The 21379-nt window shown below is 61.1% G+C and carries 20 protein-coding genes and 1 pseudogene; 8 read left to right on the top strand and 13 right to left on the bottom strand.

Annotated elements, in window-relative coordinates; genetic code table 11:
* Positions 1 to 24 precede the first annotated feature (24 nt).
* Positions 25 to 1202 (top strand): annotated as a pseudogene (locus O2N64_RS04775) (sensor histidine kinase).
* Positions 1199 to 1993: a LytR/AlgR family response regulator transcription factor gene (locus O2N64_RS04770; RefSeq protein WP_271079137.1), complete on the top strand. Its 795-nt coding sequence runs from the start codon at positions 1199 to 1201 to the stop codon at positions 1991 to 1993. Before O2N64_RS04775 ends, O2N64_RS04770 begins: the two are co-directional and overlap by 4 nt.
* A gap of 20 nt (positions 1994 to 2013) precedes the next feature.
* Here the strand turns inward: O2N64_RS04770 and O2N64_RS04765 are convergent, their stop codons facing one another.
* Positions 2014 to 3309 carry a hemolysin family protein gene (locus tag O2N64_RS04765; protein ID WP_271079136.1) on the bottom strand — a complete coding sequence of 432 codons (1296 nt, stop codon included), beginning with the start codon at positions 3307 to 3309 and terminating at the stop codon, positions 2014 to 2016.
* Positions 3310 to 3477: 168 nt separating this feature from the next.
* On the opposite strand from O2N64_RS04765, the gene O2N64_RS04760 reads away from it, so the two are divergent.
* A complete protein-coding gene (locus O2N64_RS04760; RefSeq protein ID WP_271079135.1) occupies positions 3478 to 4161 on the top strand; it encodes an OmpA family protein in 684 nt (227 codons plus the stop codon).
* Between the two features lie 66 nt (positions 4162 to 4227).
* On the opposite strand, the gene O2N64_RS04755 is transcribed toward O2N64_RS04760, so the two are convergent.
* On the bottom strand, positions 4228 to 5004 hold the full coding sequence (locus O2N64_RS04755; RefSeq protein ID WP_271079134.1) for a 3'(2'),5'-bisphosphate nucleotidase CysQ: 777 nt from the start codon (positions 5002 to 5004) through the stop codon (positions 4228 to 4230).
* A gap of 106 nt (positions 5005 to 5110) precedes the next feature.
* Here O2N64_RS04755 and sucC point away from each other — a divergent pair, with 106 nt between their 5' ends.
* Entirely contained in the window at positions 5111 to 6310 is a 1200-nt protein-coding gene (gene sucC / locus O2N64_RS04750) for an ADP-forming succinate--CoA ligase subunit beta (RefSeq protein WP_271079133.1), read from the top strand.
* A gap of 13 nt (positions 6311 to 6323) precedes the next feature.
* Here sucC and O2N64_RS04745 read toward each other — a convergent pair whose 3' ends face one another.
* Positions 6324 to 7223 (bottom strand): DUF6265 family protein, encoded by a 900-nt coding sequence (locus O2N64_RS04745; protein ID WP_271079132.1) that lies wholly within the window; start codon positions 7221 to 7223, stop codon positions 6324 to 6326.
* Between the two features lie 132 nt (positions 7224 to 7355).
* Here O2N64_RS04745 and O2N64_RS04740 point away from each other — a divergent pair, with 132 nt between their 5' ends.
* Together O2N64_RS04740 and O2N64_RS04735 are read left to right on the top strand one after the other, a co-directional pair.
* Positions 7356 to 8102, top strand: coding sequence for an electron transfer flavoprotein subunit beta/FixA family protein (locus tag O2N64_RS04740; RefSeq protein WP_271079131.1), 747 nt, complete (start codon positions 7356 to 7358; stop codon positions 8100 to 8102).
* Positions 8103 to 9038, top strand: a complete 936-nt coding sequence (locus O2N64_RS04735; RefSeq protein WP_271079130.1) for an electron transfer flavoprotein subunit alpha/FixB family protein — start codon at positions 8103 to 8105, stop codon at positions 9036 to 9038.
* 2 nt (positions 9039 to 9040) lie between these two features.
* Here O2N64_RS04735 and O2N64_RS04730 read toward each other — a convergent pair whose 3' ends face one another.
* From O2N64_RS04730 to O2N64_RS04700, 7 genes are all read right to left on the bottom strand, one after another.
* Entirely contained in the window at positions 9041 to 9583 is a 543-nt protein-coding gene (locus tag O2N64_RS04730) for a GNAT family N-acetyltransferase (protein ID WP_271079129.1), read from the bottom strand.
* Positions 9580 to 10839, bottom strand: a complete 1260-nt coding sequence (locus tag O2N64_RS04725) for a DUF445 domain-containing protein (protein WP_271079128.1) — start codon at positions 10837 to 10839, stop codon at positions 9580 to 9582. Before O2N64_RS04725 ends, O2N64_RS04730 begins: the two co-directional genes overlap by 4 nt.
* 3 nt (positions 10840 to 10842) lie before the next feature.
* Positions 10843 to 14319: an efflux RND transporter permease subunit gene (locus O2N64_RS04720; protein ID WP_271079127.1), complete on the bottom strand. Its 3477-nt coding sequence runs from the start codon at positions 14317 to 14319 to the stop codon at positions 10843 to 10845.
* A 9-nt stretch (positions 14320 to 14328) separates the two neighbouring features.
* A complete protein-coding gene (locus O2N64_RS04715) occupies positions 14329 to 15543 on the bottom strand; it encodes an efflux RND transporter periplasmic adaptor subunit (protein WP_271079126.1) in 1215 nt (404 codons plus the stop codon).
* Positions 15544 to 15756: 213 nt separating this feature from the next.
* Positions 15757 to 16023, bottom strand: coding sequence for a GlsB/YeaQ/YmgE family stress response membrane protein (locus O2N64_RS04710; protein WP_271079125.1), 267 nt, complete (start codon positions 16021 to 16023; stop codon positions 15757 to 15759).
* Between the two features lie 144 nt (positions 16024 to 16167).
* Positions 16168 to 16467, bottom strand: coding sequence for a CtrA inhibitor SciP (gene sciP, locus O2N64_RS04705; RefSeq protein ID WP_128891530.1), 300 nt, complete (start codon positions 16465 to 16467; stop codon positions 16168 to 16170).
* Positions 16464 to 16799: a hypothetical protein gene (locus O2N64_RS04700; RefSeq protein WP_271079124.1), complete on the bottom strand. Its 336-nt coding sequence runs from the start codon at positions 16797 to 16799 to the stop codon at positions 16464 to 16466. Before O2N64_RS04700 ends, sciP begins: the two co-directional genes overlap by 4 nt.
* A gap of 111 nt (positions 16800 to 16910) precedes the next feature.
* On the opposite strand from O2N64_RS04700, the gene mnmA reads away from it, so the two are divergent.
* Positions 16911 to 18074, top strand: coding sequence for a tRNA 2-thiouridine(34) synthase MnmA (mnmA, locus tag O2N64_RS04695; RefSeq protein WP_271079123.1), 1164 nt, complete (start codon positions 16911 to 16913; stop codon positions 18072 to 18074).
* Between the two features lie 3 nt (positions 18075 to 18077).
* Here mnmA and O2N64_RS04690 read toward each other — a convergent pair whose 3' ends face one another.
* Entirely contained in the window at positions 18078 to 18425 is a 348-nt protein-coding gene (locus tag O2N64_RS04690) for a hypothetical protein (protein ID WP_271079122.1), read from the bottom strand.
* A gap of 98 nt (positions 18426 to 18523) precedes the next feature.
* Between O2N64_RS04690 and O2N64_RS04685 the strand changes: the two genes are divergently transcribed.
* Positions 18524 to 19615, top strand: coding sequence for a serine hydrolase domain-containing protein (locus O2N64_RS04685; protein ID WP_271079121.1), 1092 nt, complete (start codon positions 18524 to 18526; stop codon positions 19613 to 19615).
* Here O2N64_RS04685 and O2N64_RS04680 read toward each other — a convergent pair.
* Positions 19600 to 20409 (bottom strand): PhzF family phenazine biosynthesis protein, encoded by an 810-nt coding sequence (locus tag O2N64_RS04680; RefSeq protein WP_271079120.1) that lies wholly within the window; start codon positions 20407 to 20409, stop codon positions 19600 to 19602. The two genes, O2N64_RS04685 and O2N64_RS04680, sit on opposite strands and share 16 nt — an antisense overlap.
* Positions 20406 to 21341, bottom strand: coding sequence for a cation diffusion facilitator family transporter (locus tag O2N64_RS04675; RefSeq protein ID WP_271079119.1), 936 nt, complete (start codon positions 21339 to 21341; stop codon positions 20406 to 20408). Before O2N64_RS04675 ends, O2N64_RS04680 begins: the two co-directional genes overlap by 4 nt.
* Positions 21342 to 21379: the final 38 nt, after the last annotated feature.

Below are 21379 nucleotides of genomic sequence, written 5' to 3'. Positions count from 1 at the left end.
GCTCCTGCGGCTAAAACGGGCCACATGGCGATGCTGCCCTTCCAGCCGACTCCTTTTTTCAAGGACAAGAACCGCGCCTTCTGGCGGCTGCAACTGCTGGGCTGGTCGGGCGCATTTCTGCTGCGCGCAGTCTCGGGCTTTGTGAACGGACAGGATCAATCCTTCTTCGTCGTCATCCTCATTGAGGCAATCACCGGATTTTCCATCAGCACCGTGCTCTCGGTGATCTATAATGCGCTGATCAAGCGCAACCCGCTGATTACATGGACCGCCACTTCGCTTGTTCTTGCAACCGCGGTTTTCGGATTTGCCTTTGTGCAGACGTGGGTGATCCAGCTGACGAGAGTGGAGCCGGTAGGCTTCACGCAATTGCTGATCGGCTATCTGATCTTTCCGCTGACCCTGCTCGGCGCGTGGTCAGCGCTCTATTATGCGATCAATTTCTTCTTGCAGGTCGAGGAGCAGAGCGACCGGCTGGAGCGTCTGGAAGCGCAAGCCACCAGCGCGCAGCTTGCCATGTTGCGATACCAGCTCAACCCGCATTTCCTGTTCAATACGCTGAATTCGATCAGTACGCTGGTGCTGCTGAAGCAGACCGCTCCTGCCAATGCGATGCTGACCAAGCTTTCCAGCTTTCTCCGGCACACGCTTGTGGCCCAGCCGGGCGGCAAGGTGACGGTCGCGCAGGAAGTCGAAACGCTGAAACTTTATCTCGAAATCGAGCGCATGCGGTTTGAAGAGCGGCTGCGCACCGAATTTCGTGTCGATCAATCCCATCCTTTCTGCTGCAACCGCTGATCGAGAACGCGATCAAATACGGCGTGTCTGCCCAGGAAGAGGGTGCGCGTGTGAGCCTAGCTGCGCGCGTCATCGGCTCTCGCCTTCGCCTGACGGTGACTGACACTGGACCGGGTCTGCAAGGCAATCAGAACGCTGCCGAAGCGGTTGCCAGGGGGCACTCCTCAACCGGGGTGGGTCTCGCCAACATTATGGAGCGCCTGTCTCAGGCCTATGGCGAGGAACACCGCTTCGACATCGAAACGCCGCCCGATGGTGGCTTTACCGTCATCATCGAAATCCCCTTTGAACCTGCCGACGAAGTGGATGACAGCAAGGAGGAGAAGAAACTTCCCCGCGCCTCATCCGTTGAAAAGAGCAGGGCAACCTCTTTCGGAACCCCCCAGACCGGAGCCCCCGCATGACTATTCGCACTATTCTCGTCGATGACGAAAAGCTGGCCATCCAAGGCCTGCAACTCCGCCTTGAGCCTTTCACCGATATCGAAGTGATCGAAACCTGCTCCAACGGGCGAGAGGCGATCCGCGCGATCAAGACGCTGAAGCCTGACCTCGTGTTTCTCGATATCCAGATGCCGAGCTTTGACGGTTTCTCTGTCGTCAAAGGCATTATGGACGTCGATCCGCCGCTCATCGTGTTCGTCACCGCGTTTCAGGAACACGCCATCCGTGCGTTCGAAGCCAATGCCGTAAATTACCTGATGAAGCCGGTGGATGAGGACAAGCTCGCCGACACGATCGAGCGGGTGCGCCAGCGCCTTGCTGAAAAGCGCTCCGCCGATGAAGCGGAAAAGCTGAAGGATGTGCTCGCCGAAGTAAGCCCGGAAAGCCTGGATGAAATCGGCGAGGAAGACGAAAGCAGCGCTCGCTACGAGAAGATGATCAATGTGAAGGACAAGGGGCGGATTTTCCGCGTCGATGTCGACACGATCGAACGCATCGAAGCGGCAGGCGACTACATGGTGATCTTCACCGGCGAGAATTCGCTGATTCTGCGCGAGACGATGAAAGACCTCGAACGACGCGTCGATCCGCGCGTCTTCCAGCGTGTGCATCGCAGCGCCATCGTGAATCTCGACAAGGTGCGGCAAGTGAAGCCGCACACCAATGGCGAATGCTTCCTCGTGCTTGAGTCAGGCGAAGAGGTGAAAGTGTCGCGCAGTTATCGCGATGTGGTGGCACGTTTCGTCCACTAAGCAATGCGAACGGGTGCTGGTCAGTCTTCTTGGCTGACCAGCAGCTTGTCGATCTTGCGGCCATCCATATCGACGACTTCGAAACGCCAGCCTTGATCGGTGAAATACTCGCCTTCGGTGGGCAGGTGCTTGAGCACGTAAAGTGCATATCCTGCTGCGGTGGCGAATTCGCGTCCTTCGGGCAGGTCGAGGCCCAGCCGCTCCGCCATGGAATCTGCCGCCAGCGCGCCTGAGACGAGCAGCGAGCCATCCTCGCGCTCGGTCATCATGGGCGTGTCGCCTTCGTCCTGGTGGCTGGCGAAATCACCGGCGATCGCTTCGAGGAGGTCTGCGGTGGTCACCAGACCATCGAGATGGCCGTATTCGTCATGCACCATGGCCATGCCGGTGCCGGACATCTGCAACACGCGCAGCGCATCCATCGCGTCGAGCTGGTCGGGCACGACCTCATTCTTGCGCAATAATTGCGTGAGCTCGACCTTCTCACCGGCCAGCAACAAAGCCAGCAATTCGCGCACTTTAACAACGCCCAGAATCTTGTCCGGCGTGCTGTCGGCAACCGGCAGGAGCGAATGCGGGGTTTCGGCGATGACTTCGCGAATGCGGGACTCGTCTGCGTCTGCCTCCAGCCAGTCGATTTCCGTGCGCGGAGTCATCAATTCGCGCACCGCCCTGTCCTGCAAGCGCATGATGCCCGAGAGGATCGCGCGTTCCTGCTCTTCGATCACGCCGGTGCGCGTCGCATCGGCGAAAATCATCTGCAGCTCTTCTGCTGTCAGGCGGTGATCGCCTTTATGCCGGACACGCAGGAGCGAGAGTAGCAGGTTCGAGGTGGTATCGAGCAGCCAGACAAATGGCGCTGCCACCCGAGCCAGCAGATCCATGGGCCGCGCCATGATGATCGCAATCGGCACGGCAGCGCGCAAAGCGAGCTGTTTGGGCACCAGTTCGCCGATCACAAGGCTGCCGAAGGTCGTCAGCCCGATCATCAGCGCGAAGCCGAGATTGTAGGCTGTGTCAGGATCGAGGCCGAAGCCTTCCAACCGCTCGCCCACCGGAGCGCCCAGTGTCGCGCCGGACACTGCACCCGCAATGATACCGATCAGGGTAATGCCGATCTGAACGGTGGACAGGAACTTGCCCGGCTCAGCCGCCAGCCTGATCGCTATAGCGGCGCTCTTGCTGCCCTTGTCGGCCGCCATCTTGAGCCGCGCGGTGCGCGCAGAAACGATCGCCAGCTCTGACATGGCGAAAACGCCGTTGAGCACGATCAAAAGGATGAGGGCGGCGAGATAATGCCAGGGAAATGGTGACATCAGACTTCGCGCGCTAGCAGATAAAACCGGCAAGGCGAAGGGTTTCCCGCGCAAAGCCGTGGATCGCCTTTACCCGAATTTACGGAACACTGCGTCTCTACGGGAGTTATCCCGTCTGCACACCGCGTAAACTATCATTTCACGAGTGTGATCTGGAAGGAAGTGGACATGAAGACGAAGAAAATTCTCACCTCGACCGTGGCAGCCATTGCGCTGGCCGGTACGACGACTGCCTGTGTTACCGATCCCAACACCGGCAATCAGGTCATCTCACGCACCGCCATCGGCGGCATCGGCGGCGCTGGCCTCGGCTATCTGCTCGGCGGACTGGTCGGCGGCAAAACCGCCCGTATCGTTGGTGCAGGCATCGGCGCAGCGGCCGGCGGCTATGTCGGATACCGGATGGACGAACAGATTCGCGAACTGGAAGAAGTCACCGCCGGAACGGGCGTGGACGTCTCCGAAACACCGGGTGGTGACGGCATTCTCGTCAATTTCCCGGATGTGACTTTCGCAGTCAACTCGACCAACATCTCGCCGCAAATGCGCGACACACTCGATGGCGTGGCGCAGAGCATGGTCGATTATCCCAACTCGCTGATCGACGTGATGGGTCACACCGATTCGACTGGTAGCGATCAGTACAATCTCGATCTCTCGCGCCGCCGTGCCGAGTCCGTCGCCAACTATCTCGTCAGCCGCGGCGTTGCCCGCGCGCGTATCGAGACCATCGGCTATGGTGAGCAGTATCCGGTTGCGGACAATTCAACCGAATCCGGCCGTTCGCAGAACCGCCGCGTGGAAATTCGCATCACGCCGATTACCGAAGAAGATGTCGAAGCCGCTTACTAAAGCGACTCTGCAATCTGAATTGATAGAGGGGCGTCTTTCGGGCGCCCCTTTTTCTTTGCGCCAGCCTCAGGAAAGCCGCGCCGCGCGCTCGGCGAGGCGATCGACAGCATCGGCATGAATCGCAGGCGCAGTCGCCAGCAATCCGAAGGCGCGCGGATCGCGCTTGTTGTAGGCCAGAGGCGCACCGAAGGCGTCTGTCACCGCTGCTCCTGCTTCGCGCGCGATGAGGGCAGCGGCGCCAATATCCCACTCGTAGCCCCAGCGCAGCGTGGCAACGAGATCGGCTTCATCATTGGCGACCATGGCCACGCGCAGCGCGATGGAATTGGGCTGCTCGACCTTGGTGAGGTCGCGGTCTTCCTTGGGCAAATCATGCACGGGGACGCGGGCGCCCGAAAAACGGGTGCGCGTGCTGGCCCGCAGCCTTTCGCCATTGCGCCATGCGCCTTTGCCAGCCGTTGCCGACCAGACTTCATCGCGCGCCGGAGCGATCAGTGTGCCGATCAGGGGTCGCCCACCGCTGATCAGCGCCACGCTGACCGCCCAGCCCGTACGGCCGCGGATGAAATCGCGCGTCCCGTCGATCGGGTCGACCAGCCAGGTAAGCCCTTTTTCGAGTCGCTTTTCATCATCGGCAGTTTCTTCGGAAAGCCAGCCGGCTGCGGGCAGCAGAGCGTTCAATTCGCGGCGCAGAAAGGCATCGACTTCAAGATCCGCCTCGCAAACGGGGTTGCCGGGAGATTTTTCCCATGTTTTCAGATCATGCCCGTGTCCAGGCCATCGGCGAAGGGCCATATGGCCCGCCTCGCGGCAGATTTGTTCGAGTTTCATACTGTCGATCATGTGTCCCTATCAGATGATCGACGAATGTAGGGTTTGCAAGGACGCTGCGATGATGCTTTAGCGCGGCGCAACAACTCTCTTCTCGTGACAGGAAAGCAATCCCCTCATGAATATTCACGAATATCAGGCCAAGGAACTGCTGGCGAAATTCGATATTGGCGTACCCACGGGCTATCCCGCCACCAGCGTTGAGGAAGCCGTTGAAGGCGCGAAGAAGCTCCCCGGCCCGCTATACGTCGTAAAGGCGCAGATTCACGCCGGTGGCCGTGGCAAGGGCAAGTTTGCCGAGCTGGGCGCTGACGCGAAAGGCGGGGTTCGCTTGGCGAAGAGCGTGGACGACGTAGAATCCGACGCCAAGGAAATGCTCGGCAATACGCTGGTGACGGTGCAGACGGGCGATGAAGGCAAGCAGGTCAACCGCCTCTACGTGACAGATGGCGTCGATATCGCCAAGGAATACTACCTCTCCATGGTCGTCGATCGTGAGACGAGCCGTGTGGCCATGATCGTCTCCACAGAAGGCGGCATGGACATCGAAGACGTCGCGCACAACACGCCCGACAAGATCGCCACCATCACTATCGACCCGGCCACCGGCTTCATGCCGCATCATGGCCGTGCGGTGGCCTTCGCGCTGAAGCTGGACGGTGCGCTCGCCAAGGAAGCGCAAAAGCTTTCCAAGAAGCTCTACAAGGCATTCACGACGCTTGATTGCGACATGCTCGAAATCAACCCGCTGGTGGAAACCGAAGGCGGCGAGCTGCTGGTGCTCGACACCAAGATGAGCTTCGATTCGAACGCTCTCTATCGCCACCCCGATGTGGAAGCGATGCGTGACGAGACCGAAGAAGATCCGATGGAAGTCGAAGCCGGCAAGCACGACCTCGCCTACATTAAACTCGATGGCGACATCGGCTGCATGGTCAATGGCGCAGGCCTCGCCATGGCGACGATGGATATCATCAAACTGAACGGCTCCTTCCCCGCCAACTTCCTCGACGTGGGCGGCGGCGCGACGACCGAAAAGGTGACGGCAGCGTTCAAGATCATTCTGTCCGATCCGGCAGTGAAGGGTATCCTCGTCAACATCTTCGGGGGCATCATGCGCTGCGATACCATCGCAGAAGGCATTGTAATCGCGGCCAAGGAAGTCGAGCTGGACGTACCGCTGGTCGTCCGCCTCGAAGGCACCAATGTGCAGGAAGGCAAGGACATCCTCGCCAATTCCGGCCTGCCGATTATCCCGGCAGACGATCTGGGCGATGCCGCCAAGAAGATCGTTGCAGAGGTCAAGCAGGCCGCCTGATCGGCCAAGTCGTTTACAGTGTGGGTTCGGGCTCCGGCAGGATTGGCGGGCTCGAATCCATATAGGTCAGCCAATTCCGCCAGATGTTGTGTGTCGCCTGATCGGCCAGCCTGATCTGGCAGGTCAGCGCCATCACATTGCGGATGCTGCCTGAAATCCAGTAATCGTATACCGCGCCGCACTCAGCATCGACGTATTCGCTGTAGGCCGCGTTGGCCGCGGCAATGTCCTGCTGCAATTCGGCATCATTGGGATAGCGGGCCTGCGCTGCGGCAAGATATTCGGCGCGTCTTTCTTCCGCCGCTTCGAGCACGCCCATATAGCATTCATTCGTATCGATCGTCGTTGCCGTATCTGCGCAAGGATTGCCGCGAGCCGCAGCCTCATCGGCCATTGGCGCGAAATTGAAGACGAGCTCGCTGATCTCATCGCCCTCGCTGCGCATACGCACCGCGACGAGGATGCCGTCATCGGTATTCTCGCCGTTGGCACAGCGATAGGTGAGGCCACTGAAATAGGCAGCGCAAGGCTCTGTCGACACAAGCCGCCATGTGAGCATTTCGTCCCGCTCTTCCCACCCGGTGAGGTCGCCGTTGAAATGCTTGAGGCTGACCTGCAGCGAGCCGTCCACTTCGCGGATATACATGTGTTCGGTGAACATCAGTCCGCCATCGCCATCTTGCTGTACGAAGATGCCCACCATGGTGTTGCCGGTCGGCGGGAGCCACGATTCGTGCGCGGGTTGGCCCTGAATGCCATCGCCGCTCCACTGGCCGGTGAGAAAGGCGACATCGTCCAGCGTCGCGGCCGGGGGAACGTGCCCTTCTGGCGCAATGCGCGTTTCCTGAGCTTCCACTTGTGCGGCGCAAAAAGGCAGCAGGAACAGGGTGAGGGCGAAAAGCGTATATCTCATATGGCAATCCCTCTTAAACCGGGGACGACATTGCTATAGGCCAACGCCATGGCAGGCAAAGAGTTCTGCTTGACCTATACGTCAACTTGCTTACATAAGCGGCAGACAATTTCTGGAATGAGGGAAAACCCGATGAAAATTCTGGTCCCGGTCAAACGGGTAATCGATTACAACGTGAAGCCTCGCGTAAAAGCGGATGGATCAGGCGTAGACCTGGCCAACGTCAAAATGAGCATGAACCCGTTTTGCGAAATCGCCGTCGAAGAAGCGATTCGCCTGAAAGAGGCTGGCAAGGCTGAAGAAATCATCGCGGTTTCGATCGGCCCGGCAAAGGCTCAGGAAACGCTGCGCACGGCCCTCGCAATGGGTGCAGACCGCGCGATCCTGGTCGAGACAGATACCGATGTGGAGCCGCTTGCCGTCGCCAAGATCCTCAAGGCCATTGCCGAGGAAGAAGGCCCGGGCATCGTAATGCTGGGCAAGCAGGCAATTGACGACGATTCCAACCAGACCGGCCAGATGCTCGCTGCGCTGATGGGTCGCCCGCAGGGCACCTTCGCCAGCAAGGTCGAAATCGACGGGGAAAGCGTGCATGTCACGCGCGAAGTCGATGGCGGTCTCGAGACTGTGAAGCTCGATCTTCCGGCCATCATCACCACCGATTTGCGCCTGAATGAGCCGCGCTATGCGTCGCTGCCCAACATCATGAAGGCGAAGAAGAAGCCGCTCGATACCAAGACGCCCGACGATTACGGCGTCGATGTGTCACCGCGCCTTGCCACCTCGAACGTCTCCGAACCGCCCGTCCGCCAGGCCGGCGAAATCGTCGAAGACGTGGATGCGCTCGTCGCCAAGCTCAAAGCTCTGGGAGTTGCCTAAATGACTGCTCTTGTAATTGCCGAACACAATGGCGGCGAAATCGCCGACGCTACCCTTTCCGCAGTAACCGCTGCAGGCCAGCTGGGCGGTGATGTGCACGTATTGGTTGCAGGCGGCGATGATGCCGGTGCAGCCGCCGGTGCCGCTGCTCAGATTGCCGGTGTGTCCAAGGTGCTGCGCGCCGTGGATGCAGCCTATGCCCACCAGCTGCCGGAAAACGTCGCACCGCTGATCGTCAGCCTTGCCGATGGCTATGAGGCGATCCTCGCGCCTGCCACCACCACCGGCAAGAACGTGATGCCGCGCGTCGCCGCGCTGCTCGACGTGATGCAGGTGTCCGACATCATTGCGATTGAAGGCCCGACCACGTTCAAGCGCCCGATCTACGCAGGTAATGCGATTGCGACCGTCGAAAGCTCGGACGCGAAACGCGTGATCACCGTGCGCACCACTGCCTTCGACAAGGCCGAAGCCACCGGCGGCAGCGCCGATGTGGACGAGGTTTCCGGCCCCACGGGTGACGGCAACAGCGAATTCGTGAAGCTCGACGCGGTCGAAAGCGACCGTCCCGAACTGACCAGCGCAGGCATCGTCGTATCCGGCGGTCGTGCGCTGAAGGACGGCGAGACTTTCGAACAGTACATTACCCCGCTCGCCGACAAACTCGGCGCTGCCATCGGTGCCTCGCGCGCTGCGGTGGACGCTGGCTATGTGCCCAATGATTATCAGGTCGGCCAGACCGGCAAGATCGTCGCGCCCGAAGTCTACATCGCCATCGGTATCTCCGGTGCGATCCAGCACCTTGCGGGTATGAAGGATTCCAAGACGATCGTTGCGATCAACAAGGATCCCGATGCACCGATCTTCCAGGTTGCGGACATCGGCCTTGTCGCCGATCTGTTCAATGCCGTCCCGGAACTGACTGAGAAGCTGTAAAGCTAAGCGCCGGGCGGTGGCCTGCGGAGCAATTGCACCGCATCGCCGCCCGGCATTTCGGCTTTCCGCAAATCGCGAAAACCGAGCTTTTCCGCCAGGCGGAATGACGGATCATTGCCCAAAGTGATCAGGCACACCGTCTCGCTGGCGTGCTCCCTATCAAACCATTGCATCACGGCCTGCATGGCCTCGCTCGCGTAGCCTTTCCCGGTATGCGGCGCGGCGATGATCCAGCCTGCTTCCGGGCGGCTGTCGAAATCCTCGCCCAAACCGCGATGCGAGAAGAAAATCCCGCAATTGCCGATCAGCTCCGCATCACCGCGACGGCGCAGCAGGAACATGCCGTATCCGTAAAGCGCCCAGCTGCCGGCATTGCGCGAAAAGCGGGTGACATGATCAGGATAGGTCGGTGTCGGCCCCAGGAAACGCTGCGTTTGCGAATCGGACACAATATCGAACATCGCGTCCATATCCTGCGGCTTCGGCAGCCATAGCTCGAGCCGCTCGGTCACCAGCATGGGTTTGGACGCGTCGAGAACGGTCACAACACTTCGATCAGGAAATGGATGGTGAGGCCGACGAGCCCGCCCACCAGTGTGCCGTTGATACGGATGAACTGCAGGTCGCGCCCAACGGCGCGCTCGATGCGCAGAGTAATCGTTTCTGCATCCCAGCTTTTCACCGTGTTGGACACCAGGCTGACAATCTGTTCGCCATAGCGCGTGACGACGCCCACCAGCGTGCGCCGGGCGAAGCGGTTGACCTGAATTTGCAGCGCCGGATCGCTCTGCAAGGCCTTGCCCAGTTCAGCAAGGCTCGAGCCCATCTGGCCGGACATTGCCGCATCGGGGTTGCGCACCATTTCGATGAGCGAGAGGCGCATCCGCTCCCACACGCCCATCCACCAGTCTGCGACCGCCGGGTTGGCGAGCAAATCGTTCTTCATCCGCTCCACCCGGGCACGCATTTCGGGATCGTGCTGCAGATCCTGCGCCAGCTTGGCGAGCCCTTCCTCCACCTTGCCGCGCACGGGATGGTTCGGATCGACATGCATTTCTGCGAGCAGCTTGTAGAGGCCGTTGAGAACGGACTCCGCCAGCCGCCCATCAAGCCCGGTCCAGCGGATCACGGCATTGGCGCGTTGCTGAACCATGTCGCGGACCATGTCTTCATTGTCTTCCAGCGTAAGACCCGCCCAGCGGATGAAGCCGTCGATCAGCGGGCGATGGCGATTGTCGGCAATCGCGGTTTGAAGCACGCGGCCAAGCAGCGGCGAGACATCGAGCTTCTCCGCCTGCCGGGCGAGCCCTGCCTTGACCTGCAATCCAAGCCGGTCCGGATCGAGCGATTCCAGCAATTCGACGAACAGCTGCCCTGCACCCGCACGAATGCGACCCGCTTCTCCGCCGCCGCCTTTGGTTAGAAATTCGCCCGCCGCCTTGGCAACGTTCATTTCGCGCATGCGCCGCGCCACCACGACGGGAGTGAGGAAGTTGGAGCGCAGGAAAGCCGCCATCGTATCGGCGATGCGATCCTTGTTTTTTGGAATGATTGCCGTGTGCGGGATGGGCACGCCCATCGGGTGGCGGAACAAGGCGGTCACTGCGAACCAGTCCGCCAGCCCACCCACCATTGCGGCTTCTGCAAAGGCGTTCACATAACCCCAGGCGGGATGCGCGCCCAGCATCTGGTGCGATCCGAAAAAGATCGCCGCCATTGCGACCAGCATCAGCGTTGCGGTGATGCGCATGCGCCGCGCCTTGTCAGGCGGCAGGGGTGCTCCGGCGGCTATCAGCGCCATCTGTTACTCTGCGGGCTGCGCAGCTGGTGATCCGTTGCTCGCTTCATCACCCGGCTTATAGGTCAGAAGTCGATCGCGAAGCCAAGGGCCAAGCTTCTTTTCCATCCCATCGGCAAGGCTGAAACCTGCAGGCACAATCACCAGTGTCAGCACGGTCGAGAGGATCAATCCGCCGATCACCGTGGTGCCCATGGGTGCGCGCCACGCGCTGTCACCGCCGAGCGAAAGCGCGGTCGGAACCATACCTGCCGTCATGGCGACGGTGGTCATGACGATCGGCTGCGCGCGCTTGTGACCTGCTTCCATGATGGCGGCGAGCTTTTCAGTTCCCCGCTCCATCTCTTCGATCGCGAAATCGATCAGTAGAATGGAGTTCTTCGACACGATTCCGAGCAACAGCAGCATCCCGATGAACACCGGCATGGAAATCGGCAGCGGCGCGAAATTGCCGGTCGAAAAGCCCTGGATATAGCCGGCGATAACTAGCGCTACGAAACCACCAAGCGGCGCCAGAAGCAGCGAGGCCATGTTCACAAGCGGCGAAACGACGCGGCGATACAGCAGCACCAGAACCGCGAAGACGAGGAAAAGACCGGTTATCAGCGCAGTCTGAAAGTCTCGGGCAAGGTCCGCCTGCCACTCGTCGGCGCCAACCGGCTGGTTTGACACACCGGCGGGCAGATTCTCCATGATCGGCAGCGAATTAATACCCGTCAGCACATCGCCGCGCGCCACATTGGGTGCCATGTCGAGACCAACGAATACGCGGCGGCTCTGGTTGAAGCGCTCGATAGAAGTTGGCCCCATGCCGAGCGATATATCCGCAACACGCGAAAGCGGCACCGATCCACCATTGGCAGTGGGCACCGGCAGGTTCTCGATCGTCGAGAGATCGCGGCGGGCCGTGCCGGAAAGTCGCACGCGGATGGGGATCTGGCGATCCGAAAGCGAAAAGCGCGCGGCGTTCTGGTCGATATCGCCGAGCGTTGCGATGCGGATTGCCTGGCTGAGCGCAGCAGTGGTCACGCCAAGGCTGGCGGCGAGATCCTCGCGCGACGTGACCAGCAGCTCCGGACGCTGCAAATCGCGCTCGATCCGTGGTGCAACGGCGCCCTCTACGGTCTCCATCTGTTCGACCAGAGTGTTCGCGGTCTCTTCGAGCAGTTCCGGATCAGAGCCGGACAGCATGATGGAGATCGCACGGCCCGTGCCTCCGCCGCCGCCCTGGTTATTCTGGAAGCTGACGCGGGCATCGGGAATATCCTGCAGGACCGGCGTCATCTCACGCTCGAATTGCAGGCTGGAGCGAACACGGTCATCGCGCAGCACTAGGCTGATCCGTCCGGAACCTTCATTGGCGATACCGAGCGCAACGGCCACTTCCTGCTCCTCACTCAAGCGTGCGGAAATCCGGTCGATAACGGCTTCGGTCTGCTCCAGCGTGGTGCCCGGCACCATGGAGACATTGACGCGGCTGAAGTCGCTATCGGCATCGGGGAAGAATTGAGTCGGCAGCGATCCGGCAATGAACACCGAGGCGATGAGAGAAACCACGCCCAAAAGCATCATCCAGATTCGATGATCGAGGAGGCGGGCTGCACGATAACGTGCGCGGCGAGCGAAGTTTGAGTCGTGCTCGTTCGTAAAGCCAAGCAAAAGGCCGACAATCGTAAAGATGAGACTGCCGATAATGTAAGCGCCAAGCCCTGCGAAGATTGGCAAGGCGATATACATCCACCAAGAAAATGAGCCCGAATCCTCGCTTACCCCATCGGCCGTCGGCTCGGCAGCCGGAGTAGCGATTAAGCCGAGATAATCCAAGAAGAGCACAAGAAAGACGAGGCCTGCGACCACGTAACCAGCCACCGGCAGAAACTTGCTGCTGCGGATCGAACCGATGCGGCGGCGTGCAGCGACAAAAGCGGTGGTGTCGAGCGACCAGCGCAGCATGCCCATGTAGCGGTCCATCCACTTGCCGCCGCCGTGTTCAGCCTGACCCTTGGCCTTCAGGAAGTAAGCCGCCGCCATCGGCGTGATCATTCGCGCCACCGCAAGGCTCATCAGCACGGCGACCACTACGGTGAGGCCGAAGTTCTTGAAGAATTGCCCGGAAATGCCCGGCATCAGGCCAACCGGCAGGAAGACCGCGACGATACAGAAGGTGGTGGCGACCACGGGCAGGCCAATTTCGTCCGCCGCGTCTATACTCGCTTGATAGGCGCTTTTGCCCATGCGCATATGGCGCACGATGTTCTCGATCTCCACGATCGCATCATCCACCAGCACGCCGGCCACAAGGCCCAGCGCCAGCAGCGACAGCGTGTTGAGCGAGAAGCCGAGCCATTCCATGAAATAGAATGTCGGAACGGCCGATAGCGGGATAGCGAGCGCGGCGATCAGGGTCGCGCGCCAGTCACGCAGGAACAGGAAAACGACGACGACGGCCAGCAAAGCGCCCTCGACGAGCAGAGCCATGCTGCTTTCATACTGGGCCTTGGTATAGTCGACTTCGGTGAACAGCCGCGTAAAAGTCACGCCGGGATTGGCTTCCTCGACCCGCTCCAGCACTTCCATCGCTTCGTCATAAACGCGCACATCGCTTTCGCCGCGTGCACGCGTGATGGAGAAAGTGACAACCTGCTGCCCGTTGACCTTGGCCACCGTGCGCACTTCGCCGTAGCTGTCCCTGACCGAGGCGATATCGGCCAGCTTGACCGTGCGCCCACCGCCGAGATTGAGCTGCATCTGCGAAAGCTCATACGCAGTCTCGGCATTGCCCAGCACGCGGACCGACTGGCGCGATCCGGCGATTTCCGCCTGCCCGCCTGCGGCATTGAAATTGACCTGTCGCAGCGCGCCGTTGACCTGGCTGGCCGTAACGCCAAGCGACTGCATGCGCGCCGGATCGAGGATAACGAGGATTTCCCGGTCCACCCCGCCGCTGCGGCTGACTTCGGCCAGTCCGTCGACGGTTAGCAATTCCTTGGTGACGGTGTCGTCGATAAACCAGGACAGCTGCTCCAGCGTCATGTCATCGGCAGCAACGCCAAAGCTCACGATGGGGCGAGAGCTTGTCGCCTGCTTGAACACGCGCGGCTCGAGAATGCCGTCGGGCAATTCGCCACGGATATTGTCGATTTCGCTTTTTACTTCATTCACCGCTTCGGCGATGTCGGTGCCGAGCGCGAATTCGATGCTGGTGAAGGAATTGCCCTCGCTGGCGGAGGAATACATGTTCTCAATGCCGTCGAGCGTTTCCACCGCCGCTTCGACGCGCTGGGTGATCTGGTTTTCGACTTCGGACGGCGCGGCGCCGGGCTGCGAAATGCTCACCTGCACGACCGGAAATTCGATATCCGGATTGTCTTGAATATCCATCTCCTGAAAGGCGAAAATGCCCATCAGCATCAGGCCGATGAAGGCCAGGATCGGGACGATCGGATTGCGGATCGACCATGCGGAGATTTGGCTGAAATCCATAATCAGACCTTAGCTCGCGCCCTCTGCCACGGGGCGCACTTCCTCGCCCGGAGTCAGGAAGCCGCCGGCGCGCAGCACGACACGTTCATTGCCGCTGAGCCCCGAAGCAATCGCAACGCCTTCATCGCTGATTTCGCCGAGTTCGACATTGACACGTTCCACCACGTTTTCATCATTGACGATGTAGACGTAGCTGCCCTGCTCATCGGAAAGGACAGCGCTCTCGGGAAGGCGCGGTGCCACCAGCGTTTCACCGTTAAGTGCAATCGAGGCGAAGCCGCCCGGGCGAAGCGCCGGATCATAGGCAAGCGCACAGCGCGCCGTGCCCTGCCTGGTGTTCTCATCGATCACCGGCGATTTCTGCCAGATCTGGCACGTAAACTGCTGGTCGGTTCCCACGGGTGTCACAATTCCCGTCGCGCCGACCGAAAGCGCAGAAAGTTCAGCTTCACCGATGCGGGCGAGCAATTCCAATTCGCCGCGACGAGCGATGCTGAAAAGCGTCCCGCTGCCGGGGCCGACTGTCTGGCCGACTTCGACGTTGCGGGTCAGGACATAACCTGCCGCAGGAGCGACGATGTTGAGCTGCGCATTGCGCGCCTGCCGCTCGCCCAATTGCGCGCGCGCCACGGCGACACGGGCCACGGCGGCGTCGCGAGTGGCCGTCAACCGGTCGATATCTGCCTGCGAGATGAAGCCGCGCTCCACGAGCTGGAGAGCGCGATCGAGATTGGCCTGCGCCAGATCGGCATCCGCCTGCGCCACGCGCACCTGCGCCTGCTGGCTGGCTGCCTGCTGATTCTGGACGGAGCGATCGATCACTGCGAGCACTTCGCCAGCGCTCACCCATTCGCCAGCTTCGACGCGAACGGCAATGACACGGCCGCCTTCGCCGGTGACACCCACCGGCATTTCGCGGCGCGCAGCCAATGTGCCGGTGGCGTTGATGACGCCTTGGATCGTGCCCGATCCGGGCGCGAGGACAGTCACCGCGGGCAGATTCCCTGCATCGTCCGGCGCAAAGGCCGGCTCTTCCTCGCCCCCCGACAGCATGAAGGCTGCGACGATTAGCGCCACGACAAGCACGGCCAGAGCGATGTAGAGCGAGCGTTTACGCCCTGCCTGACGCGTCTGATCCACGCCGCCTTCATCGCCGCCTGCTGTGCCGGTATCGGCAGGTGTCGTGTCGGATGCGTCCAGTGTCGTTTCAAAATTCATCGGCATGAGCCTTTTTAGTCCAATGCGTCACATAGCACGGCCCTCTGCTCCAAGAGAACACCGACTATACGCCATTGCGCCCCTAGACATGTCCCTCCGGCGCGGCAATGGCGGCATCTGCCAAAAACGCTTCCAGCCCGACGAAGTGCAATTGACGCGAAAAAGGGCGGAACACCGAAGTGCCCCGCCCTCTTTGCGTAATCTATTGTTGTTGCGGAGTTACCGCACCCGGCCACGCTGGATCAGGTTAACAATCGCCAGCAAAACTACTGCACCGACAATCGCGATGAGAAGTCCGGTTAGCGAGAATTCCTGCACACTACCACCGATACCGAGCAGCGGACCGACAATCATGTTACCGACGACCGAGCCGATACAGCCCACCACGATATTCCAGAAAATGCCCATCGAGGCGTTGCGGTTCATAACCATGCTGGCCAACCAGCCGGCAACGCCGCCCACGATCAATGCAATAATCCAACCCATAACCCTATGCTCCTTTTGCAAATCCACCCATGGGACTGTCGATGCGAAAACGCAGGGGAAGCCCGGGTGTTCCGGACCGCCCCTGCGCGGGTAGAAGCTTTTACATGCCTAACTGTCGAAAGGCTGTATTTTCAAAGGGTTGGATCAGTACTTGAGTTGGCGCTCGTACAGATCGCGATAATGCTGGATGCGAGTGACACGCAGTCCCTGCATGCCGGACCGGTCCACTGCGCGCTGCCAGCTGGCAAATTCTTCCAGCGTAAGGCCGTAGCGCTCGAGAACTTCGTCGATCGTCAGAAGGCCGCCATTGACGGCCGCAACGACTTCCGCCTTGCGACGCACGACCCAGCGCTTCGTCTTGGGCGATGGCAGGTCATCAAGTGTCAGTGGCTCCCCAAGGGGGCCAATCACTTGTGCCGGTCGGATTTTCTGGTTCTCAATCATGAATTTCCTCGGATCGCCGGGTCATCGTGTTCAGTAGGCGAAACGACACTGCCGCCAGTCCCTTTGCTATTGCCTAAACCATCAGGGTTAACGTCTCGTTTGCCATCGTCAGGGAATTTGTCCTGATGCGATGCGATATGCGCAGCGCAGTCCGGATCGAAGCTGGCGAGTGCCGCTTCCTCATCCTGCGTCAGGGCTTCGCGCAGGTCGCGAGCGGCCGCCAGTTTGGCGACCAGATCGGACCAGCTCAGCACGTTCAGATCCTCGCCGGCAGAATCGCCGCAATTCGAACCGCTTGATGCGGGTAGCAAAGGTGATTTTCCTTCAAACATGCAGCTTCCGATAAGCCGCAAGCGTCAAGATCAGGTAAAACCCCGTTTAACTAAATGTTACATTCTGCGCGGGGTTTTGCCGGGCGGCGCTTGAGTGTATGGGCTGCGCCCATGACCGCGACTCTCACCGATATTGCAGGCTTGCCAAAGGCAGTTAACGCCGAAGCGCTGTTCGATCTGCCGCGCCCGGCAGCCGAATGCCGCATCGTCGTGGCGATGTCTGGCGGAGTCGATTCTTCTGTCGTGGCAGCGCTTGCGGCGCAGACCGGCGCCGAAGTCATTGGCATTACGCTGCAACTCTATGATTACGGCGCCGCAACGGGGCGCAAGGGCGCGTGCTGCGCAGGCGATGACATTCGCGATGCAAGGCAAGTGGCCGATCGGCTGGGCATTGCGCATTACGTCTTCGATCATGAAAGCGCGTTTCGCGAAGAGGTGGTCGAGACCTTTGCCGACGAATATCTCGCCGGTCGCACGCCGATCCCCTGCATCCGCTGCAATATGGGGCCGAAGTTTACGGACCTCTTCCGCATGGCGAGAGAGCTAGGCGCGGATTGCCTCGCCACCGGCCATTATGTGCGCCGCGTAGAAGCAGAGCACGGCGTAGAGCTTCACCGCGCGCTCGATCCGGCGCGCGATCAGTCCTACTTCCTTTACGCAACCACCGAAGATCAGCTCGATTACCTGCGTTTCCCCTTGGGCGGATTGCCGAAGTCGCAAGTGCGCGAGATTGCCGAAAGCTTTGGACTCGTCGTAGCGGGCAAGCCGGACAGTCAGGACATCTGCTTCGTGCCCGATGGCGACTATGCCAAGATCGTCAAGAAGATGCGCCCCGAAGGTGCACGCGCTGGCGCAATCGTACATGCAGAGACAGGTGAGGAGCTGGGGCGCCATCCCGGCATCATCCATTACACCGTTGGGCAGCGGCGCGGCCTCGACATCGGCGGCCAGCCGGAGCCGCTTTACGTAGTCGGCCTCGATCCGGAGAAGGCGGAGGTCCGCGTTGGTCCGAAGCGCCTGCTCGCCGTTGTCGCCGCAGAAGTCATCGAGACCAATCGAATCGGGCCGGTGCCGGACATGCCGCTGACTGCCAAGGTCCGCTCGCTCGCCAAGCCGGTGCCCGTCACGCTGGAAGGCGCGATTGGCGAGGGCGCTACGGTCACGATCCGGTTCGATCAGCCCGAATTCGGCGTTGCGCCGGGACAGGCCGCTGTCATCTATGCAGGGGAACGCGTGGTCGGTGGCGGCTGGATCGAAGGCACGCAACCCGCCTGATCCTCAGCGGGAGTACGGTTCCAGCACGCAGCCATAGCCTTCGCGATAGGTCGCCTCCTCGCTCGCGATGAGGGGGATGGAGGCCGAGACGCTTTGCGCATCGGCATCCTGGCTCAGCCAGATCGGCCACATGTCCGGTGTCAGATCGGCGTAGCAGCTATCGATATCCTGACCCGCGATATAGACGCAGCCGCACGCCTGCCTGGCCGCATAGCCTGTTCCGACATCGCTATATCCTGCAATCGCTTCTCCGAAGAAGAACGCAATCAGCGCCCCGGCAACGAGCAACAGGAGGGCGACGCGCAGAAGAATGGAGAAGAGGCTCTTTCTGGCCTGATTTCCGGTTGCCATTTGCAAGTTCCTGCAGGAAAGGATGCGTCCCGATGACGCGTCGCCACTCCCCTAGCCGCCAATTGCGCCGCTCGCCAAGAGCTGTGATTGCGCTTGGCATGATTGCCGCGCTGCTGGGCGCCTGCGCGCAGGATGGACCTCCGCCAATACCCCCGCTTCCCGAAGAGGCGCTCAATGCCGTGGTGGTCGAGCCGGGCGTGTCGCAGGAGCAGCTGGCGCGGGCCGTCGATGACCTTTTCACGGCGGAGGGCGTGGGCGAAACACGCGCGCTGATCGTGATGTACGAAGGCGAGATCGTCGCCGAGCGCTATGCGGAAGGCGTGGATCCGGAAACGCCGCAAGTAGGCTGGTCGATGTCGAAGAGCGTGACGGCGCTCATCATCGGCTCGCTGGTGGCAGACGGCCGCTTGCGGCTCGACGATCCGGCGCCGGTATCCTCGTGGCAGCGCACGGGTGATCCGCGTAGCGAGATCACGCTCCGCCAGCTCCTCCAGATGCGCTCCGGCCTCCGCCATGAGGAAGCCGCCGCGCCGCTCTACACTTCGCCCGAAGTGCGCATGATGTATCTCGAAGGGCGCGGCGATATGGCGGCCTGGGCCGAGGCACCGATACTGGAAGACGAGCCGGGATCGACGTTCCGCTATTCCACCGCGACCAGCATGATCCTCGCCGATATCGCCACCGATATTCTCGCGCCCGATGGCGATGCCGATGACCGGCAGCAGGCCATGGCGGACTATGTCGCGGCGCGCATTGCCGTACCGATCGGAGTGCCATCGCTGGTCGGCGAGTATGACGCGAGCGGCACACTGCTGGGCGGCAGCAATTTCTGGGCGACCCCGCGCGATTGGGCGCGGCTTGGCGAGTTCATGCGCACGGGCGGCGTGGCAGGCGGCGTGCAAGTCGTGCCGCGCCGCTGGATCGATTTCATGCGCACGTCCAGCCCGGCGTCGAATGACTATGGCGCGCAGGTCTGGCTCAACCGCACGACCGAGGCAGACCGCAATGTCCTGTTTGCAGAGCAGGGTCCGGACACCGCCTTCGCCATGGTGGGCAGGCTTGGCCAATATGTCATCGTATCGCCGGATCAGCGCCTGACCGTGGTGCGCATGGGGATGACGCAGGATGAAGAGCGCCCGGCGCTGGTAGACGAGCTGGCCGACATCTTCGCGCTTTATCCGGTCAGGTAGAAGGTCCCTTCGACCACTGTAACGCAGCCGCCCGTCAGGATCGCGCGGTCTCCTTCGAGACGGCAGATTGCGTGCCCGCCGCGTTCGCTCGCCTGAAAGGCCGTGAAGCTTTCCACTCCCAGCCGATCGCACCAGAAGGGCGTGAGGACGGCGTGGGCGGAGCCGGTAAAGGGATCTTCATCCACGCCGCCGCCGGGCACGAAGTTGCGGCTGATCACATCGGTCTGTTCGCCGGGGGCTGTGCAGATGAACTGGTGATCGCCCAGCTTTGCCAATGCGCGAAGGTCCGGTTCGAGCGCGCGAATCTGCGCGGCATTGTCGAACAGGAAGATGTTGTATCGGCCCGGATTGCGCCACACCTCGCGCGGCTGAATGCCAAGCAACGCCACTGCTTCATCGAAAGCTTCCTGCTCCGTCGGAATCGCGGGAAGCGCCAGTTCGTAGCGGTCGCCTGCGCGGCGCACTTCCAGAATGCCCGCCTTGCGGGTCGAGAATGTCACCCGCTCCCGCGCCTCATCACCTGACAGCACAGCATGGCCTGAGGCCAGCGTGGCATGGCCGCACAGCGCCACTTCGAGAGCGGGCGTGAACCAGCGCAGCTTGTAATCCGCCTCACCATCGGGCGTGGGGATCAGGAACGCGGTCTCGGCGAACATGTTCTCCGCCGCGACCGTGCGCATCACCTCATCGCTGGGCCACGCATCGACCACCACCACCGCCGCCTGATTGCCGCCATAGGCCTGTTCCGCGAAGGCATCCACGTGCCAATAGGGGATCGCTCTGGTGCTGGTCATTCTGCGTCCTTCAACTTCTTGAACTCGTCTGCCTCGACGAGCGTATTGCCCGGCTCGTCGACATGGCCTTCCGGGTCGATATGGATCAGGATTTCGGTGTTGGGAAAAGCCTCGCACAAATCCGCCTCCACACGCTCGATCACGTCATGCGCCTCGGCCACGGTCATGTCTGCGGGCAGATCGACGTGGAACTGCGCGAAGTCATGCGTGCCGCTGGTACGGGTGCGCAGATCGTGCATTTTGGCGAGCTCGGGATGGCGCGCAGCGCGCTCGACAAAGGCGCGGCGCTGATCTTCGGGCCATTCATGGTCCATCAGGTGATCGATCGCCTCGCTCGACGCCTGCCACGCATTCCATAAGAGCCAGGCCGCAATCCCGAGACCGAATAGTGGATCGGCCTTCTGCCAGCCCAGATACTGGTCGAGCACCAGCGCCGCGATTACTGCGAGGTTGAGCAGCAGGTCCGACTGGTAGTGCACGCTGTCGGTGGTGATGGCGATCGAATTGGTGCGTTTCACCACATGCCGCTGCCACGCCACCAGCGCGAGCGTTGCGATGATGGCGATGACCGACACGCCGATCCCCGCCTCTGCCGCCTGCGTCTCCCCGCCTTCGATCAGATGCAGCACCGCTCGGAAGCTGAGAGCGCTGGCGGACAATACGATCAGGATCACTTGGAACATGGCCGCAAGCGATTCGGCCTTGCCGTGGCCGAAGCGGTGATTGTCATCGGGTGGCTGCGCAGCGACGATAACTGCGACCAGCACCGCAAGGCTCGCCACAAAATCGAGCGCCGTATCGGCGAGCGATCCCAGCATTGCGGTAGAGCTCGTCTGCCAGACCGCCCAGATCTTGAGCGTGCCAAGCAGCAGCGCCACCGCGATAGAGGCCATCGCGGCGCTTTTGGTAAGGGCGGCACGGGTGTCGTTCATGCGCGACTCCCCGTTCGTCCTGAGCCTGTCGAAGGGCG

The sequence above is a fragment of the Aurantiacibacter sp. MUD61 genome, assembly GCF_027912455.1.
Lineage (GTDB): Bacteria > Pseudomonadota > Alphaproteobacteria > Sphingomonadales > Sphingomonadaceae > Alteraurantiacibacter.
This window is presented reverse-complemented; position numbering and strand designations above follow the sequence as displayed.

Coding starts and splice junctions, on each gene's coding strand:
- O2N64_RS04710 (WP_271079125.1), bottom strand. CDS start 16,023: ATGGGTTGGATTATTGCATTGATCGTGGGCGGCGTTGCCGGCTGGTTG.
- O2N64_RS04675 (WP_271079119.1), bottom strand. CDS start 21,341: ATGAACGACACCCGTGCCGCCCTTACCAAAAGCGCCGCGATGGCCTCT.
- O2N64_RS04740 (WP_271079131.1), top strand. CDS start 7,356: ATGAAAATTCTGGTCCCGGTCAAACGGGTAATCGATTACAACGTGAAG.
- sucC (WP_271079133.1), top strand. CDS start 5,111: ATGAATATTCACGAATATCAGGCCAAGGAACTGCTGGCGAAATTCGAT.
- O2N64_RS04690 (WP_271079122.1), bottom strand. CDS start 18,425: ATGGCAACCGGAAATCAGGCCAGAAAGAGCCTCTTCTCCATTCTTCTG.
- O2N64_RS04720 (WP_271079127.1), bottom strand. CDS start 14,319: ATGGATTTCAGCCAAATCTCCGCATGGTCGATCCGCAATCCGATCGTC.
- O2N64_RS04770 (WP_271079137.1), top strand. CDS start 1,199: ATGACTATTCGCACTATTCTCGTCGATGACGAAAAGCTGGCCATCCAA.
- O2N64_RS04760 (WP_271079135.1), top strand. CDS start 3,478: ATGAAGACGAAGAAAATTCTCACCTCGACCGTGGCAGCCATTGCGCTG.
- O2N64_RS04685 (WP_271079121.1), top strand. CDS start 18,524: ATGATTGCCGCGCTGCTGGGCGCCTGCGCGCAGGATGGACCTCCGCCA.
- O2N64_RS04700 (WP_271079124.1), bottom strand. CDS start 16,799: ATGTTTGAAGGAAAATCACCTTTGCTACCCGCATCAAGCGGTTCGAAT.
- O2N64_RS04725 (WP_271079128.1), bottom strand. CDS start 10,839: ATGGCGCTGATAGCCGCCGGAGCACCCCTGCCGCCTGACAAGGCGCGG.
- O2N64_RS04715 (WP_271079126.1), bottom strand. CDS start 15,543: ATGCCGATGAATTTTGAAACGACACTGGACGCATCCGACACGACACCT.
- O2N64_RS04755 (WP_271079134.1), bottom strand. CDS start 5,004: ATGATCGACAGTATGAAACTCGAACAAATCTGCCGCGAGGCGGGCCAT.
- O2N64_RS04680 (WP_271079120.1), bottom strand. CDS start 20,409: ATGACCAGCACCAGAGCGATCCCCTATTGGCACGTGGATGCCTTCGCG.
- O2N64_RS04745 (WP_271079132.1), bottom strand. CDS start 7,223: ATGAGATATACGCTTTTCGCCCTCACCCTGTTCCTGCTGCCTTTTTGC.
- sciP (WP_128891530.1), bottom strand. CDS start 16,467: ATGATTGAGAACCAGAAAATCCGACCGGCACAAGTGATTGGCCCCCTT.
- O2N64_RS04765 (WP_271079136.1), bottom strand. CDS start 3,309: ATGTCACCATTTCCCTGGCATTATCTCGCCGCCCTCATCCTTTTGATC.
- O2N64_RS04735 (WP_271079130.1), top strand. CDS start 8,103: ATGACTGCTCTTGTAATTGCCGAACACAATGGCGGCGAAATCGCCGAC.
- mnmA (WP_271079123.1), top strand. CDS start 16,911: ATGACCGCGACTCTCACCGATATTGCAGGCTTGCCAAAGGCAGTTAAC.